We start from the raw sequence: 14,751 nt of genomic DNA, 5'->3' as shown, positions 1-14,751 counted from the left end.
TGCAACGCAGTGTTTAAGTGCCTCCACTGCGAAAAACGCGGTGCTTTCACCGGCGCAGGTCGAAGGTGATTGGCGGTGCGGCGGCGTTGCGTCGCCGCTGTGTCGAAGAGGAACAACTGATGACGAATGTGGATCGTCCTTCCGGTCGCGGCCATTGGGCGCTTGCGATCTTGGGAGGCGTGATTGCCGTGCTGGGTGCGGTGTTGCTGGCCGGTGGCGTGTGGTTGGCCGCGCTGGATGGCTCCTGGTATTACGCACCAGCCGGTGCGGCGATGCTGATTGCCGGCGTGTTGCTGTTCCGTGGCCGCAACGCGGGTGCGTGGTGGTTTGCAGCCGTGGTGGCCGGCTCGGTGCTGTGGACGTGGTGGGAGTCGGGTAGCGATTACTGGCGTTGGGTGCCGCGCCTGGGCCTGATCGTGGGCCTGGCGTTCGTGCTTGCGTTGCTGTTGCCAACACTGCAACGCCCGGTATCGCGCGCGCTGTCGCGCAGCGTGGCGGGTGTATTGGCGGCAGTCTTTGTGGTCGCGTTCGTGCTGGCGTTCATTCCGCACGGCGTCACCGAGGCCGATGGCGCGCTGGCGCATGCCGCCGGGATGGCCGGTGGTCTGGTCAATCGCAGTGCACCGGCAGCATCTGCAACGACCGATGTGCAACCGGCCAACGCGCCGGCAGATGGCGATTGGGCGGCGTACGGGCGTAGCCAGGCGGGTCAGCGCTATTCGCCGCTGCAACAGATCAACCGCGACAACGTCGCACAGCTGCAGCAGGCCTGGGTTTTTCATACCGGCGATCTGCCGAGCAAGCGCTGGGGCGCGGAAACCACACCGTTGAAGGTGGGCGACAGCCTGTACCTGTGCACTGCGCGCAACCAGGTGATTGCGCTGGATGCGTCCAGCGGCAAGCAGCGTTGGCGCTACGACCCCAAGGTCAAGGACGAGGCGATTCCGTATACCGCCGCGTGCCGTGGCGTGTCGTATTACGAGGTGCCAGCGGCAGCCAACGCCGGCGCTGCCGAAGTGGCATCCAATGGCTCGGCGCTGTGCCGCACGCGGGTGATCGAGGGCACGCTGGATGGGCGCCTGATTGCGCTGGACGCACGCAGCGGTCAGCTGTGCCCGGACTTCGGCAGCAATGGGCAGGTCGATATCACGGCCGGCATGGGCGAGACGCCGCCCGGCTATGTGTCGATCAATTCACCGCCGGCGATCGTGCGTGGGGTGGTCGTCACTGGGCATCAGGTGCTCGATGGTCAGAAGCGGTACGAGCCGTCCGGTGTGATCGAAGGTTTCGATGCGGTGACCGGTAAATTGCGCTGGGCCTGGGACATGACGCATCCGGACTGGGATGGCGCACCGCCGCCGGGCCAAAACTGGACGCCTGGCACGCCCAATATGTGGACCACCGCGGCTGCGGACGAGCAGTTAGGGTATGTGTACCTGCCGATGGGTAATTCCACTGCCGATTACTGGAGCAGCTCGCGCACGCCTCCGGAGAATCGCTACGCCACCTCGCTGGTGGCGCTGGACGTCAGCAGCGGCAAGCCGGTGTGGAATTTCCAGACCACGCATATCGACGCGTGGGATTACGACCTGGGTTCGCAGCCGAGCCTGATCGACTTCCCCAAGGATGGCGTCAACGTGCCGGCGGTGTTGCTGCCGAGCAAGCAGGGCGAGTTGTATGTGCTGGATCGGCGCACCGGCAAGCCGTTGGTCGGCGTAGAAGAGCGTGCGGTGCCCGGCGGTGGCGTGGAGCCGCAGATGCGCGCCAAGACCCAGCCGTTTTCGCTGTATCACACCCTGCGCAAGCCGGATCTGACCGAGCGCGATATGTGGGGCATGACCCCGATCGACCAATTGGTGTGTCGTCTCCAGTTCCGCAAGGCCAGCTACAAGGGCATCTACACGCCACCGGAAGCGGATCGGCATTCGATCGAGTATCCCGGTTACAACGGCGGCTCGGATTGGGGCAGCGTGGCGGTGGATCCGCAGCACGGCGTGATCGTGGCCAATTACAACGACATGCCGAACTACAACCTGCTGGTACCGCGTGCCAAGGCCGACAAGCTGGGATGGGCGCCGCGCGACCAGGTGCGCGGCGATGCAGGCGGCGCAGAAGGCGCGGGCGACCCGCAGGCCGGCACGCCGTATGCGATCAACGTCAATGCCGGCTGGCGGCTGCCGTTTACCAAGCTGTTGTGCAAGGAACCGCCGTATGGCGGCATCCGCGCCATCGATCTGGCCAGCGGCAAGACGCTGTGGGACCGGCCGTTCGGCAGTGCGCGCGGCAATGGCCCGTTCGGCATCCGCTCCGGCCTGCCGATCGAGATCGGCACACCGAACAACGGTGGTTCGGTGGTGACAGCCGGTGGTTTGATCTTCATCGCGGCAGCCACCGACGACCTGATCCGCGCCATCGACCTGGCCACCGGCAAGGAGCTCTGGCACGCCAAGTTGCCAGCCGGCGGGCAGGCCAACCCCATGGTGTATTCCTACGGCGGCCGCGAGTATCTGGTGATCATGGCTGGCGGCCACCACTTCATGGAAACCCCGGCCGGCGATGCGTTGATCGCCTACGCATTACCGCAGCATTAGTGCTGGAAGTGGAAACAAAAACGCGCCGATAACGGCGCGTTTTTTATGTGCTAGCCAAGCGCAGCATCAAGGCCATTAATCCATGCAGACGCGTTGACCCAACAGTTCCCCGATCACACGCTTTTGCGATTCCCGATTCCCGATTCCCGATTCCCGAATCACTGCTCCGCTGCCACCGCCACCGCCACCGCATCGTCCTGCACCGCGTCCTGCACATCCTGCGCCAGCGTCGCCTTGACGATGATCGAGCGGATGGCGTCGGTGGCCTCCGACAGTGGCACATCGCTGCTCAGGCGCTGAAAGGTGTCGCGGCTGTTGTAGCCGGAGCCGTCCTTCAGATAGTGCTCGTACATCGACAGCAGATCCTGGCAGGCCGTGATCAATGCCGCGATATTGCCGCGCACCAACGCGTGACCCACCTGGTCGAAGCTGTGCAGGCAGTCGGCCAGCCAATGCAGGTCGTAGCGTGCCGTGCTGGGCTCGGGCGCATTGTGCCCGCGGCTATAGGCGCTGTAGCGACGCAGGCTGCGTGCCACACGGGCGACATGGGCAAACAGCGTGCCGATCTCGTTGGCGATATCCAGGCGCTGCACCATGACCATCGGAATCACTTGCTCGGGGACCTCTGGGCGCTGCTGTTCTACGGCGTTTTGTTCATGCTGCTCCAGCGACTGCTTGAGCACGGTGTAGCTGCGCTGCAGCGATTCCAGCTCCAGCGTAGTAGCTGCGGCGCGCGCCTTGAGCTGCGACAGCGCCGCCTGATAGCGCGCAAGACTGTCCTGGGTACTGGCGTGCTGCCCGTACTCGGCATTGAGCTGGCGCCCACGCACGAACGCCAGACCCGTGGCGATGAGCGCCCAGAGTGCGAAGGCAGGCACCAGGTAGATCAGGATGCCCATGGAGGCTCCTCGGAACGATGCATACCTTGTCGGCCTGCTGCCCGCAGTCTTTAGGGCAATCCTCGAGAATGTGACGGGCCAAGATGATTTTTTGCCGTCCAAGCAGGCTGCAGCCGGCAGATCTTGCGGACCCTGACGAAAGACACGTTGCGAGCTGCATCCCTGCATGCTCGAATCAACTCACTCGCTAACCCGGAGTCCCGCATGCGCAGATGGAGTGATTGCTGGATGACCAGGCTGCGCAACATCCGCGCAGTCGCACTGATCTGGATGCTGCTGTGCGCCACTGCGCATGCCGCACCACCCACACCGCCATCGACGCAAGTCCAGGTGGGCTATAGCGAAGCGACGGATCTTTTCAACCTGCTGGATAACCTGTCGGACTGGTTGCCGGGTTTTACGGTGCCTGTCTACCGTAGCTACATGGAAGCCCATGGAGGGCTGGATCAGGCGGATCTTGCCGCGCTGGCCGCCTATGCGGAATTCCGCCGCCGCACCTCGGGGCTGGCAAAAGACGACGCCCTGGAGGTGGTCGACCTTGTTTTCGCGCCAGACGCCACCCGTGAGGCGGATCCGTTCTCCTGGCATTTCCTGGGGGATGCAGGCTTTGAGGCATCGGCGAATGCAGCAATTGCAGAGCAGTCGGCAGATGACCAGAAACTGTTGCGCGCGTATTTTACGCGGTTCGTTCCGCGTGCCAGCCGTTTGATCGCAGTTGCACCACGTTTCGAGCACCAGATGCGCGTGCTGAGAGAGGAGCTATCCAACCCTGCCGTTTCCCGCTTGGCATCGCAGATGCGTGATTTCTTTGCGGTGCCGGACCCTCCGGTATTCGAGGCGCGATTCGTGTGGTGGCCAGAGATGGATACCACTCAAGCCAAAGTGCGTGGGCGCACCATGCTGCTCTATTCCCAACACGATGCGCCCACCGGCACGGCATCGATGGACTGGACGCCAATCCTGTTGCACGAGTTGAATCACTATTTGTCTGCGGGGCAGCCAGCCGCGCGTAAACGCATGCTTGCTGCCAACTTCTTGCGGCTGTGCCCAAGTGCAGCCAATTTGCGCAACCCGCTCAACGCGCTGGAAGAGCCATTGGCGATTTACTGGGGACAGTATCGATTCGAACACGCGGTGCGTGGACGTGCGTTGCCGCGCTCATTGCAGTGGTATATCCAGGCGGATGCAGATCGCGCGGCAAAGGCGATCGCAGCCGCATATCCCGCAAGTGAGGCCGCGCCGCTGCTCGATGACAGCGCATTGCTGGCTGCTGCTGCATCGGTCTGCAAGCAGACAGAGATGGAAACCAAAGCCGACTGAGGCGATGCATCTCCCGCAGAGTATCTGGCTCGCTCATCTGGAGAGTGGTTTGTGGACGTCGAGTCCACCTAGAGCGGCTAATAAAGCTAGGGTAGAGCGATTAATCTGTGGCTTGGCTGTGGTGTCCTTGCCTGCCCACCATCGCAGGACACGCCGCAAGTACGTCTCTGTAGCCTCTTCTGCGGCATCCATGCCGCATAAAGTCCCGTGGTCTACCGCGCGCTGTCGGCTAGCGAACTCAGCCAAGAATCCCCGGTAAATCCAGCCCTTTTTCCTTCGCGCACTCGGTTGCGATCGCATACCCGGCATCGGCGTGGCGCATCACGCCGGTGGCGGGGTCGTTCCAGAGCACGCGTTCGATGCGCTTGTCGGCTGCGTCGCTGCCGTCGCAGACGATGACCATGCCGGCGTGTTGCGAGAAGCCCATGCCGACGCCGCCGCCGTGGTGCAGCGAGACCCAGGTTGCGCCGCTGGCGGTATTGAGCAGGGCATTGAGCAGTGGCCAGTCGGACACCGCATCGGAGCCGTCGGCCATGGCTTCGGTTTCGCGGTTCGGCGAGGCGACGCTGCCCGAATCCAGATGGTCGCGGCCGATCACCACCGGGGCTTTCAATTCACCGCTGCGCACCATCGCGTTGAAGGCCAGGCCGAGCCGGTGCCGGTCGCCCAGACCGACCCAGCAGATGCGCGCGGGAAGGCCCTGGAAGGCGATTTTTTCGGCGGCCATGTCCAGCCAGCGATGCAGATGCGCATCGTCGGGAATCAATTCCTTGACCTTGGCATCGGTCTTGGCGATGTCTTCCGGGTCGCCGCTGAGCGCGACCCAGCGGAACGGGCCGATGCCGCGACAGAATAGCGGGCGGATGTAGGCGGGTACGAAGCCGGGGAAGTCGAACGCGTCGGCCACGCCTTGTTCCAGCGCCATCTGGCGCAGATTATTGCCGTAGTCCACGGTGGGCACGCCGAGCGCGTGGAAGGTGAGCATGGCGCGGATGTGGTTGGCCATTGCTTCGCGCGCGGCGGCTTCTACTTCCTTGGGCGCGCTCACGCGCTTTGCGTCCCACTCTTCCACGCTCCAGCCTTGCGGCAAATAGCCGTTGACCGGGTCGTGCGCGGAGGTTTGATCGGTCAGCAGGTCCGGCTTGATCCCGCGTAGCAGCAGTTCGTCCAGCACGTCGGCGACATTGCCGAGCAGGCCGACCGACAACGGCTTCTTCGCCGTGCAGGATTCCTCGATCAGGCGCAGCGCTTCGTCCAGCGAGTCGGTCCAGGTGTCCAGATAGCCGGTGCGCAGGCGCATGTCGATGCTGGAACGGCGGCACTCCACCGCCAGGCAGGAGGCGCCGGCCATCACCGCGGCCAGCGGCTGCGCGCCACCCATGCCGCCAAGGCCGCCGGTGAACAGCCACTTGCCGGCCAGGCTGCCGCCATAGTGCTGGCGGCCCATCTCCACGAAGGTTTCGTAGGTGCCTTGCACGATGCCTTGCGCGCCGATGTAGATCCAGCTGCCGGCGGTCATCTGGCCATACATCGCCAGACCCTTTTTATCGAGTTCGTTGAAGTGGTCCCAGGTGGCCCAGCGCGGCACCAGATTGGAATTGGCGATCAGTACGCGCGGTGCGTCGACATGGGTGCGGAACACGCCGACCGGCTTGCCCGATTGCACCAGCAAGGTTTGGTCATCGTCCAGCCGAGTGAGTGCAGCGACGATCGCATCGAAGGATTCCCAGTCGCGCGCGGCACGGCCGATGCCGCCGTACACCACCAGTTCCTGCGGGCGCTCGGCTACATCCGGGTCCAGGTTGTTCATCAACATGCGCAGCGGCGCTTCGGTGAGCCAGCTCTTGGCGGTGAGCGTGGTGCCGGTGGCGGCGCGGATGACGCGGGTTGCATCGTGACGGGTCATGCCGGGTTCCTTGCAATCAACGGTTGGCCGCGTGCGGCGCGGTGTCGGATAAGGGCGCAGTGGCGAACTGCAGGCAGGCCAGCAGCACATGCCGCAGCACTGCGCGTAACGCGGCGGCGTGCACCGGTTGCCATGGCGTAGGCCAGTTGTCGGGGGTGATGATGTCCGGCTCGCGCATGTAGCCGCGGCAGGCCAGTTCCATCTGCAGGGTGTGCACGCCCTGGTCGGGTTGCGCGTAGTGGCGGGTGATCCAGCCGCCCTTGAAGCGCCCGTTGCGCACGGTGCTGGAGCCACTGCTACGGCACAGTTGTTCGACGGCGTCGGCCAGGGCCGGATCGCAGCTGCGATCGTCGTTGCTGCCGATGTTGAATTGCGGCAACTCACCGTCGAACAGGTGCGGGATGAAAGAGCGGATCGAATGCGCGTCGTACACCACGATGTTTGCGTGTTGCTGACGCAGGCGCGCAATCTCGTCGGCGAGTGCGGCGTGATACGGGTCGAACCAGTGCGTACGACGCAGATCGATCTGTGCCTGATCCGGCGCCTGCCCATCGGCATACAGCGGCTGATTGTCGAAGGTGGTCAACGGACACAGGCCGGTGGTGTTCTGGCCCGGATACAGCGAAACGCCGCTCGGGTCGCGGTTGACGTCAATGACCGAGCGCGAGATGGCGGTGCGCACCGTGGTGGCACCCAGCGACTGTGCGAAATCGTAGACCTGGTGCACCCACCAGTCGGCGTCGCGGCGCGCCAGCCACGGCGACACGAACTGGTCGGCCACCGTGTCGGGCAGCTCGGTGCCAGTGTGCGGGAAGCTGACAAGCAACGGCGCGTCGCCGCGATGCACTTCCAACCAATCGGGCAGGGTGTTCATCGCTGCGCTCCTTTCGCGCGCGTAGCAGCGAGCAAGCTATGCCAGCGATACGCATAAAGATCGTCATGGTGCTGAGTGCACGACGCAGCCGTCTCGCGTGCATATGCCGCGCTACCAGCCCATGCACCGCGCGGCGCCATGGCGCTGCGCAAGTCATGTGCAACCCGCCGCTTCATGCGTCCTGCTCCACACCCGGCAGTGCGATCGCCACTGCGTTGGCCAAGGCGCCTGACCGTACCAGCGCGCTCGCAGCCAGCATGTCGGGATGGAAGTAGCGGTCGTCCTGTAGCGTTGCGACCTGCGCACGCAACAGGGCGCGTGCCGCTTCCAGCGCAGTGCTGGAGCGTAGCGGTGCATGGAAATCGCAGCCTTGTACCGCTGCCAACAACTCGATGCCGATCACGTGCGCGGCATTTTCTGCCATGGCCAGCAGACGTCGCGCACCATGCGCCGCCATCGACACATGATCTTCCTGATTGGCCGAGGTCGGAATCGAATCGACGCTGGCCGGATACGCGCGCTGCTTGTTTTCCGATACCAACGCCGCCGCAGTGACCTGCGGAATCATGAAGCCGGAATTGAGGCCCGGGCGAGGGGTGAGAAACGCTGGCAGACCAGACAGTGCCGGGTCGACCAGCATCGCGGTGCGGCGTTCGCTGATTGAGCCGATTTCGCATACCGCCATCGCCAGCATGTCGGCAGCAAATGCCACCGGCTCGGCGTGGAAATTGCCGCCAGACAAGGCCTCGCCGGTATCGCTGAAGACCAACGGATTATCGGTGACGCCATTGGCTTCGATGTCCAGCGTGCGCGCGGCCTGCCGCATGATGTCCAGCGCCGCGCCCATCACCTGCGGTTGGCAACGCAGGCAATACGGATCCTGTATGCGCACATCGCCGAGGCGATGCGATTCGCGAATCGCCGAGTTGGCCATCAAGGCGCGTAAGGCAGTTGCAGTGGCGATCTGCCCCGGTTGCCCGCGTAAGGCATGGATGCGGGCATCGAACGGCGTATCCGAGCCTTTTGCCGCTTCCACCGACAGCGCGCCGGTCACCAGGGCGGCCTGCAATACGGTTTCGATCTCGAACAAGCCGGCCAGCGCGCAGGCAGTGGAAAATTGCGTGCCATTGAGCAGCGCCAACCCTTCTTTTGCGCCGAGCACACGCGGCTGCAACTGCGCCTGCGCGAGCGCGTCCGTGGCTGGCAGGCGCTTGTCGCCGACGAAGGCTTCGCCAACGCCGATCATCACCGCCGCCAGATGCGACAGCGGTGCCAGATCGCCGGAAGCGCCAACCGATCCCTGGCACGGCACCACCGGCGTGATGCCCGCACGCAGCATCGCTTCCAGCAACGCCAGCGTGCCCGGTTGCACGCCGGAAGCGCCCTGGGCAAGGCTGGTGAGCTTGAGCGCCATCATCAGCCGCACCACCGGCACCGGCGTGGGCTCGCCGACGCCGGCCGCATGCGACAACACGATATTGCGCTGCAGGGTCTGCAGGTCTTCGCGCTCGATGCGCACGCTGGCCAGCTTGCCGAAGCCGGTGTTGACCCCATAGACCGGCTCGCCGCGCGCGACGATCGCCTCCACCGTCTGCGCGCTGCGCAGCACTGCGGCCGCACAGGCGGCGTCCAGCGCCACATCGGCGCCGCGATACAGCGCACGCCATTGCGCCAGCGTTACCTGGCCGGGTTGCAAGACAACAGAAGCACTCATGACAACTCCAGAGTCGATCAGGTCGAATGCCCGCGCCAGATGCGGGCATGAAGAGGGTTGAAGCCCATGCGATAGACCAGGTCGGCCGGCGCGTCGATGTCCCAGATCGCCAGGTCGCAGTCCATGCCGGTGCGCAGCCGGCCAAGTCGCGCACTGCGGCCCAGCGCACGCGCCGCTTCGCGGGTGAACCCGGCGATGCATTCGTCCACGGTCATGCGGAACAACGTGGCTGCCATGTTCATCGCCAGCAACGGGCTGGTCAGCGGCGAAGTGCCCGGATTGCAATCGGTGGCCAACGCCAGCGGCACACCGGCCGCGCGCAGCGCATCGATTGGCGGCAGTTGGGTATCGCGGGTGAAATAGAACGCGCCGGGCAGCAAGACCGCCACGGTGCCGGCGCTGGCCATCGCATCGACGCCGGCCTGGTCCAGGTACTCGATATGGTCGGCCGACAACGCACCATGGCGCGCCGCCAGTGCCGCGCCGTGCTGGTTGCTCAATTGCTCTGCATGGATCTTGACGCGCAAGCCCTGTGCCTGCGCGGCGACGAACACCTGTTCGGCCTGCGCCGGCGAAAACGCCAGGTGTTCGCAGAAGACGTCGACCGCTTCGGCAAGCCCTTGCGCGGCAATCGCCGGAATCATTTGCGTGCAGACGGCGTCGATGTACTGCTGCGCATCGCTCCCCGGCGGAACCGCATGCGCGCCTAGAAATGTCGGCACCACTTCCACCTGACGCAGGGTTGCGAGCTGGCGCGCCACGCGCAGTTGCTTGGTTTCGTCCTCCAGCGTGAGCCCGTAGCCGGATTTGATTTCCAGCGTGGTCACGCCCTCGGCGAGCATGGCATCCAGGCGCGGCAGGCTGGCGGCGAGCAACGCGGCATCGTCTGCGGCGCGGGTGGCGCGCACGGTCGCCACGATGCCGCCACCGGCCGCGGCGATCTGCGCATAGCTGGCGCCGCGCAGGCGTTGTTCGAATTCGTTGGCGCGATTGCCGGCATACACCAGATGGGTGTGGCAATCGATCAGGCCCGGGCTGATCCAGCGCCGCTGGCAATCGTAAGTACTGTCGGCTTCGAACGTCGGTGCCTGCGCTGCCGGGCCGGCATACACGATACGGCCGTCCCGACAGGCGATCATGCCATCGGTCACGATGCCCAGCCCGCCGTCGGCGGCGTCCAGGGTCATCAGCTGCGCGTTGTGCCAGAGAACGTCGCAATGCATGGCGCAGGCTCATGGTGTCTGATATGTATATACAATAGATTCGTCAATCGAGGGTGTCCAGTGGCAGATCAACCGGTACAAGCGTTGTGGGCAGCGCGGGCCCTGTTGCCGAGTGGCTGGGCGGGCGGTGTGCGGATCACGCTGGAGCAGGGGCGTATCGCCACGGTGCAGACCGATGCGGCCGCGGCCGCCACCGATACGCGTGCCGAGGTGCTGGTGCCTGGACTGGGCAACCTGCACAGCCATGCGTTTCAGCGCGGTATGGCCGGCCTGACCGAAGTGGGCGGACGCAGCGGCGACAGTTTCTGGAGCTGGCGCGAGCTGATGTACCGCTTTGTCGACCGGCTGGACCCGGACAGCCTGCAGGCAATCGCCGAGCAGGCGTATGTGGAAATGCTGGAGAGCGGCTTCACCCGCGTCGGCGAATTCCATTATCTGCACCACACCGTCAGCGGTGCGCCTTACGCGCATGCCGGTGAGATGTCCGAGCGCATCGCCGCTGCGGCCGCCACTACCGGCATCGGGTTGACCTTGTTGCCGGTGTTCTACGCGCACTCGGATTTCGGCGGGGCTGCACCGAGCCCCGCGCAAAAGCGCCTGATCCACGACATCGATGCGTTTGCGCGCCTGCTCGAGGACTGCAGGCACAGTCTCAAGACGTTGCCGGATGCCGTGCTTGGGCTGGCACCGCACAGTTTGCGCGCGGTCACGCCGCAGCAACTGGCGGCACTGGTGCCACTCACCGATGGCCCGATCCACATCCATATCGCCGAGCAGCAGCGCGAAGTCGACGCCTGCCTGGCCTGGTCGGGCCAGCGTCCGGTGCAATGGCTGCTGGCAAACGCGCCGGTGGCGGCGCGCTGGTGTCTGGTGCACGCCACGCATGTGGATGCCAGCGAGCTGCGGGCGATCGCCGACAGTGGCGCGGTGGTCGGGTTGTGCCCGATCACCGAGGCCAATCTGGGCGACGGGCTGTTCCCGATGCAGGCATTCGCTGCGGCTGGCGGGCGCTTTGGCGTGGGCTCGGATTCGAACGTGCTGATCGATGCGGCCGAAGAACTGCGCCTGCTCGAATACGGCCAGCGGCTGCGCCTGCAGGCGCGCAATGTGCTGGCGCCTGCCGACGTTTCGAGCGGGCGCTGGTTGTACGAAAGGGCGGGCGACGGTGCGGCGCAGGCGCTGGGTGTCGCGCAGCACGGGATCCGGGTTGGCGCCGCAGCCGATCTGGTGGAACTGGACACCAGCCATCCAGCCTTGCTCGCACGCAGCGACAACGCAGTGCTGGACAGCTGGCTGTTTGCCGCACGCGCCACTGCCGTGCGGCACGTCTGGCGTGGCGGGCGCCATGTGGTGCGCGATGGGCAGCATGTCGGTCGCGCGCGCATTGCCTCGCGTTTTGCCGGAGTCTTGCGAACAGTGCTCGGCAATTGAGTCGATGCGCGCACAATGCAGGTCTGACCGGAGACCGCAGCTTTGACCGCTACCCCCATCGCCGCGCCCGGTACCTTGCATCACCGCATCCGGCAGGATATCGAGCAACGGATTCATAGCGGCGACTGGCCGCCCGGCCATCGCATCCCGCCCGAACACGAGTTGATGACGCAGTACGGCTGCTCGCGCATGACCGTCAACAAAGTGCTCGGCCTGCTCGCCGATGCCGGCATGATCGAGCGCCGCCGCCGCACCGGCTCGTTCGTCGCCCGGCCGCATCCGCATCTGGAGCAGGTGGCGCTCTCGATCCCGGATATCGAAGTGGAAATGACCACGCGCGGTCATCTCTACACGTTTTCGCTGCTATCGCGCCGGCTGCGCAACGTGCGCCAGCGCGTGCCGCAGGAGCGCGCGTTGGGCAGCACCGGCAAGCTGCTGGCGCTCGATAGCGTGCATCTGGCCGACGGCAGCCCGTTCGCGTTGGAGCAGCGCGTGATCGATGTGACCACCGTGCCCGATGCGTTGGCGCAGACGTTCACCGATGTGGCGCCCGGGAGCTGGCTATTGCGCAACGTGCCGTGGACGCGCGCCGAGCACCGCATCAGCGCGGTCAGCGTCGACGCAGCGCAAGCCAAGTGCCTGCAGGTCAACGAAGGTGCAGCGTGCCTGGTGATCGACCGCCACACCTGGCGTGGAGATCAACCGGTGACCTACGTTCGCCAGTTGTTTCTGGGTGGCTCGTACGATCTGGTGGCGCGGTTCGCGCCCGGAATGCGCTGAGCGCTGGCGCTGGAACGCTTGAGTTGGACGTCGGTAACGGTGCTGTTGCTGATGGTGGCGAGATCGATAGCGACGTATAGCAGGCATGGTTACCAGCGCTGTTAAGCGGCTGCCATCACGCCGGCAAATCGGACGCGAAATACTGCGCGTCGTCGGCCGGGGAATCCGTGTATCGCACCATCGGGCTTCTGCAAGATCGTGACTGCGATGGCTGTACACAGTCGGCCGGTACATCTGCTTCAGGACACCGCAGACTTGCGGCTCATCGTGCGTACGACTGCTGTTTTGGCTTGATGGGCTTGTAGCGGATCGTGACCTCAATGGCTGCAGGTAGTCAGCCGACGCATCTGCGGCACGCCATCGCGAGCTTGCAGCTGATCGTGCTTATGACTGCGCGAGCTTGCAGTTGATCGTGAACACGATTGTCGTCTTGACCCAGTCGAGCCGGCAGCAAACCGCCGTGTTCAATCGCGCGACGCAGTTCGCTCGTCGTCACCCACCATCAGGCGCAACGCATCAGATCGTGGTGCATTGCCGCCAGCGCACCGGCTCGTCCACCCCCGGGCGGGGATTGAGCTGCACGCGGACCGTGCGCAGGTAGGGGTAGCGCTCAAGCTCTTTGCAGATCAATGGCCACGCCGCGCTGTCTTCCACAGTGCGATCCACCGCCAGCGTTGCCTGGGTGATCCAGATGCCACGCACCAAGCCCGGTGTTTGCGCCAAGGTTTTGGACACCTCGCGTCGATAGCCTTGCAGCGTTGCGTCGTCCGGCTCTGCCGTATTTGAAGACGGTGTTGTGGCTGCAGTCGGCGCTGCAGCTGGCGCCTGCTGAGACGCGCTCCCTGGCGAGGTGGCCGCCGATGGCGTGCTCGGTTCCGCAGCAGCACGTGCACGCGGAGCAGCAACGGTCCGCTCCGGTACGGGTGCAGGCTCGGGCGGGCGCAACGCGAGCACCGCGACCAGCGCCAGTGTGGCCAGTGCCGCTCCGGCAATGATGCTGTGGCGTATCGCCCGTCGCCGTGCCGTGTTCACCACGCCGGTTTCCACATCGCCGGGCAGATACGGCTTGAGCAAGGGCCATAGCCGCGTGCCATCCAGGACTTCGATGGACTGTTTTTCTGCGGCCGCCAAGCCTTCGCGCTCCATGCGGCCCTCGGTCACCATCATGCCGCCGCCCGCACCGGCCAGCCGCGCCATCGCCCCCAATTCGTTGACCGCCGCCACGCCGATACGATAGCCGCGGCCATGCTTGCAGGCCACCAGGCGGGTGCCTTGATCGGTCTGCATCATGAAGTCGGCGGTGGGCAGGCCGTCCTGCGGCAGCTGGGTCGGTTGCCAGCCGCGCTGGTCCTGCAGAACCCGCAGCACCACGGCAGAAAAGTCACGCCAATGCATGGCCGCGAGGGCGCGTATGCCAGCGTCGGTTTCGTTGGCGCGGCGTCGCACCAGCCAGAAGTAAGCGGACACCGCAAGCCAGAGCAGCAGTGCAGCCAGGAGCGCCAAGATCCAGGAAGGCATAAGCATCAAGCGAAGGTATGGCGCGTATAACGAATCGGTACGCCTAGAAGAATCCTTCGCGCAGGTTTCGTCAATGGATCGCAGGCGGGGATGTCGCGAGGCGTGACCCAGACAACGAAAGACCCGCCAGTCCGAAGCCGTGAGGGGAGGGGAGCAAACGGACTTCGTGGTACAGGACTGGCGGGTCCATCCCGATTGTCTGAAAAATAATGTTGCTTTGCAACATCGGGCCGGGATGTGGCGATTGACCAACCAATCGCGTGCAAGCGTGTCTAACGTCGTCGAACTGACGCTGCTCGCACAACATCGTGTGCAATGGGGCAGCCCGCTTTGGAGCCCGTCAACGTCGCCCCAAGAATGCGTGAAGGGGTCTCAGTGGTGCTAACGGCCCACAGACGGTCCACATCTGAAGGTCTGCACGGGCAACCCACGTGCAGACCCGATTGCGACCGGGATACATCCGCCGCTGGAACGCGTCAGATTTCGCTACCACCT

10 protein-coding genes are annotated in these 14,751 nt (G+C 64.8%); 4 read left to right on the top strand and 6 right to left on the bottom strand.

Translation table 11 applies throughout. The features are described from left to right. Positions 1-119 precede the first annotated feature (119 nt). Positions 120-2,591, top strand: coding sequence for a membrane-bound PQQ-dependent dehydrogenase, glucose/quinate/shikimate family (locus ABQZ00_RS11745; RefSeq protein WP_323538252.1), 2,472 nt, complete (start codon positions 120-122; stop codon positions 2,589-2,591). Positions 2,592-2,749: 158 nt separating this feature from the next. On the opposite strand, the gene ABQZ00_RS11740 is transcribed toward ABQZ00_RS11745, so the two are convergent. Then, complete coding sequence (locus ABQZ00_RS11740; RefSeq protein ID WP_055844626.1) at positions 2,750-3,490, bottom strand: hypothetical protein; 741 nt, start codon at positions 3,488-3,490, stop codon at positions 2,750-2,752. A gap of 228 nt (positions 3,491-3,718) precedes the next feature. Between ABQZ00_RS11740 and ABQZ00_RS11735 the strand changes: the two genes are divergently transcribed. Then, complete coding sequence (locus ABQZ00_RS11735; protein ID WP_323538253.1) at positions 3,719-4,810, top strand: hypothetical protein; 1,092 nt, start codon at positions 3,719-3,721, stop codon at positions 4,808-4,810. Between the two features lie 238 nt (positions 4,811-5,048). Here ABQZ00_RS11735 and hutU read toward each other — a convergent pair whose 3' ends face one another. The 4 genes from hutU to hutI form a co-directional block, all read right to left on the bottom strand. Continuing rightward, the gene (gene hutU, locus ABQZ00_RS11730; protein WP_323538254.1) at positions 5,049-6,716 is read right to left on the bottom strand and encodes a urocanate hydratase; all 1,668 of its coding nucleotides are present in this window, start codon (positions 6,714-6,716) and stop codon (positions 5,049-5,051) included. Between the two features lie 16 nt (positions 6,717-6,732). Next, entirely contained in the window at positions 6,733-7,590 is an 858-nt protein-coding gene (gene hutG, locus ABQZ00_RS11725) for an N-formylglutamate deformylase (RefSeq protein WP_323538255.1), read from the bottom strand. Between the two features lie 172 nt (positions 7,591-7,762). Next, positions 7,763-9,304 (bottom strand): histidine ammonia-lyase, encoded by a 1,542-nt coding sequence (hutH, locus tag ABQZ00_RS11720; RefSeq protein WP_115553492.1) that lies wholly within the window; start codon positions 9,302-9,304, stop codon positions 7,763-7,765. A gap of 17 nt (positions 9,305-9,321) precedes the next feature. Then, the gene (hutI, locus tag ABQZ00_RS11715) at positions 9,322-10,527 is read right to left on the bottom strand and encodes an imidazolonepropionase (RefSeq protein WP_323538256.1); all 1,206 of its coding nucleotides are present in this window, start codon (positions 10,525-10,527) and stop codon (positions 9,322-9,324) included. Between the two features lie 60 nt (positions 10,528-10,587). Here hutI and ABQZ00_RS11710 point away from each other — a divergent pair, with 60 nt between their 5' ends. Beyond that, positions 10,588-11,958, top strand: a complete 1,371-nt coding sequence (locus ABQZ00_RS11710) for a formimidoylglutamate deiminase (RefSeq protein ID WP_323538257.1) — start codon at positions 10,588-10,590, stop codon at positions 11,956-11,958. Between the two features lie 42 nt (positions 11,959-12,000). Further along, positions 12,001-12,738, top strand: coding sequence for a histidine utilization transcriptional repressor HutC (gene hutC, locus ABQZ00_RS11705; RefSeq protein ID WP_055844604.1), 738 nt, complete (start codon positions 12,001-12,003; stop codon positions 12,736-12,738). A 516-nt stretch (positions 12,739-13,254) separates the two neighbouring features. On the opposite strand, the gene ABQZ00_RS11700 is transcribed toward hutC, so the two are convergent. Further along, on the bottom strand, positions 13,255-14,262 hold the full coding sequence (locus tag ABQZ00_RS11700) for a restriction endonuclease (protein ID WP_323538258.1): 1,008 nt from the start codon (positions 14,260-14,262) through the stop codon (positions 13,255-13,257). Positions 14,263-14,751: the final 489 nt, after the last annotated feature.

It is taken from the genome of Xanthomonas sp. WHRI 10204, from assembly GCF_040202875.1.
GTDB lineage: Bacteria > Pseudomonadota > Gammaproteobacteria > Xanthomonadales > Xanthomonadaceae > Xanthomonas.
This window is presented reverse-complemented; position numbering and strand designations above follow the sequence as displayed.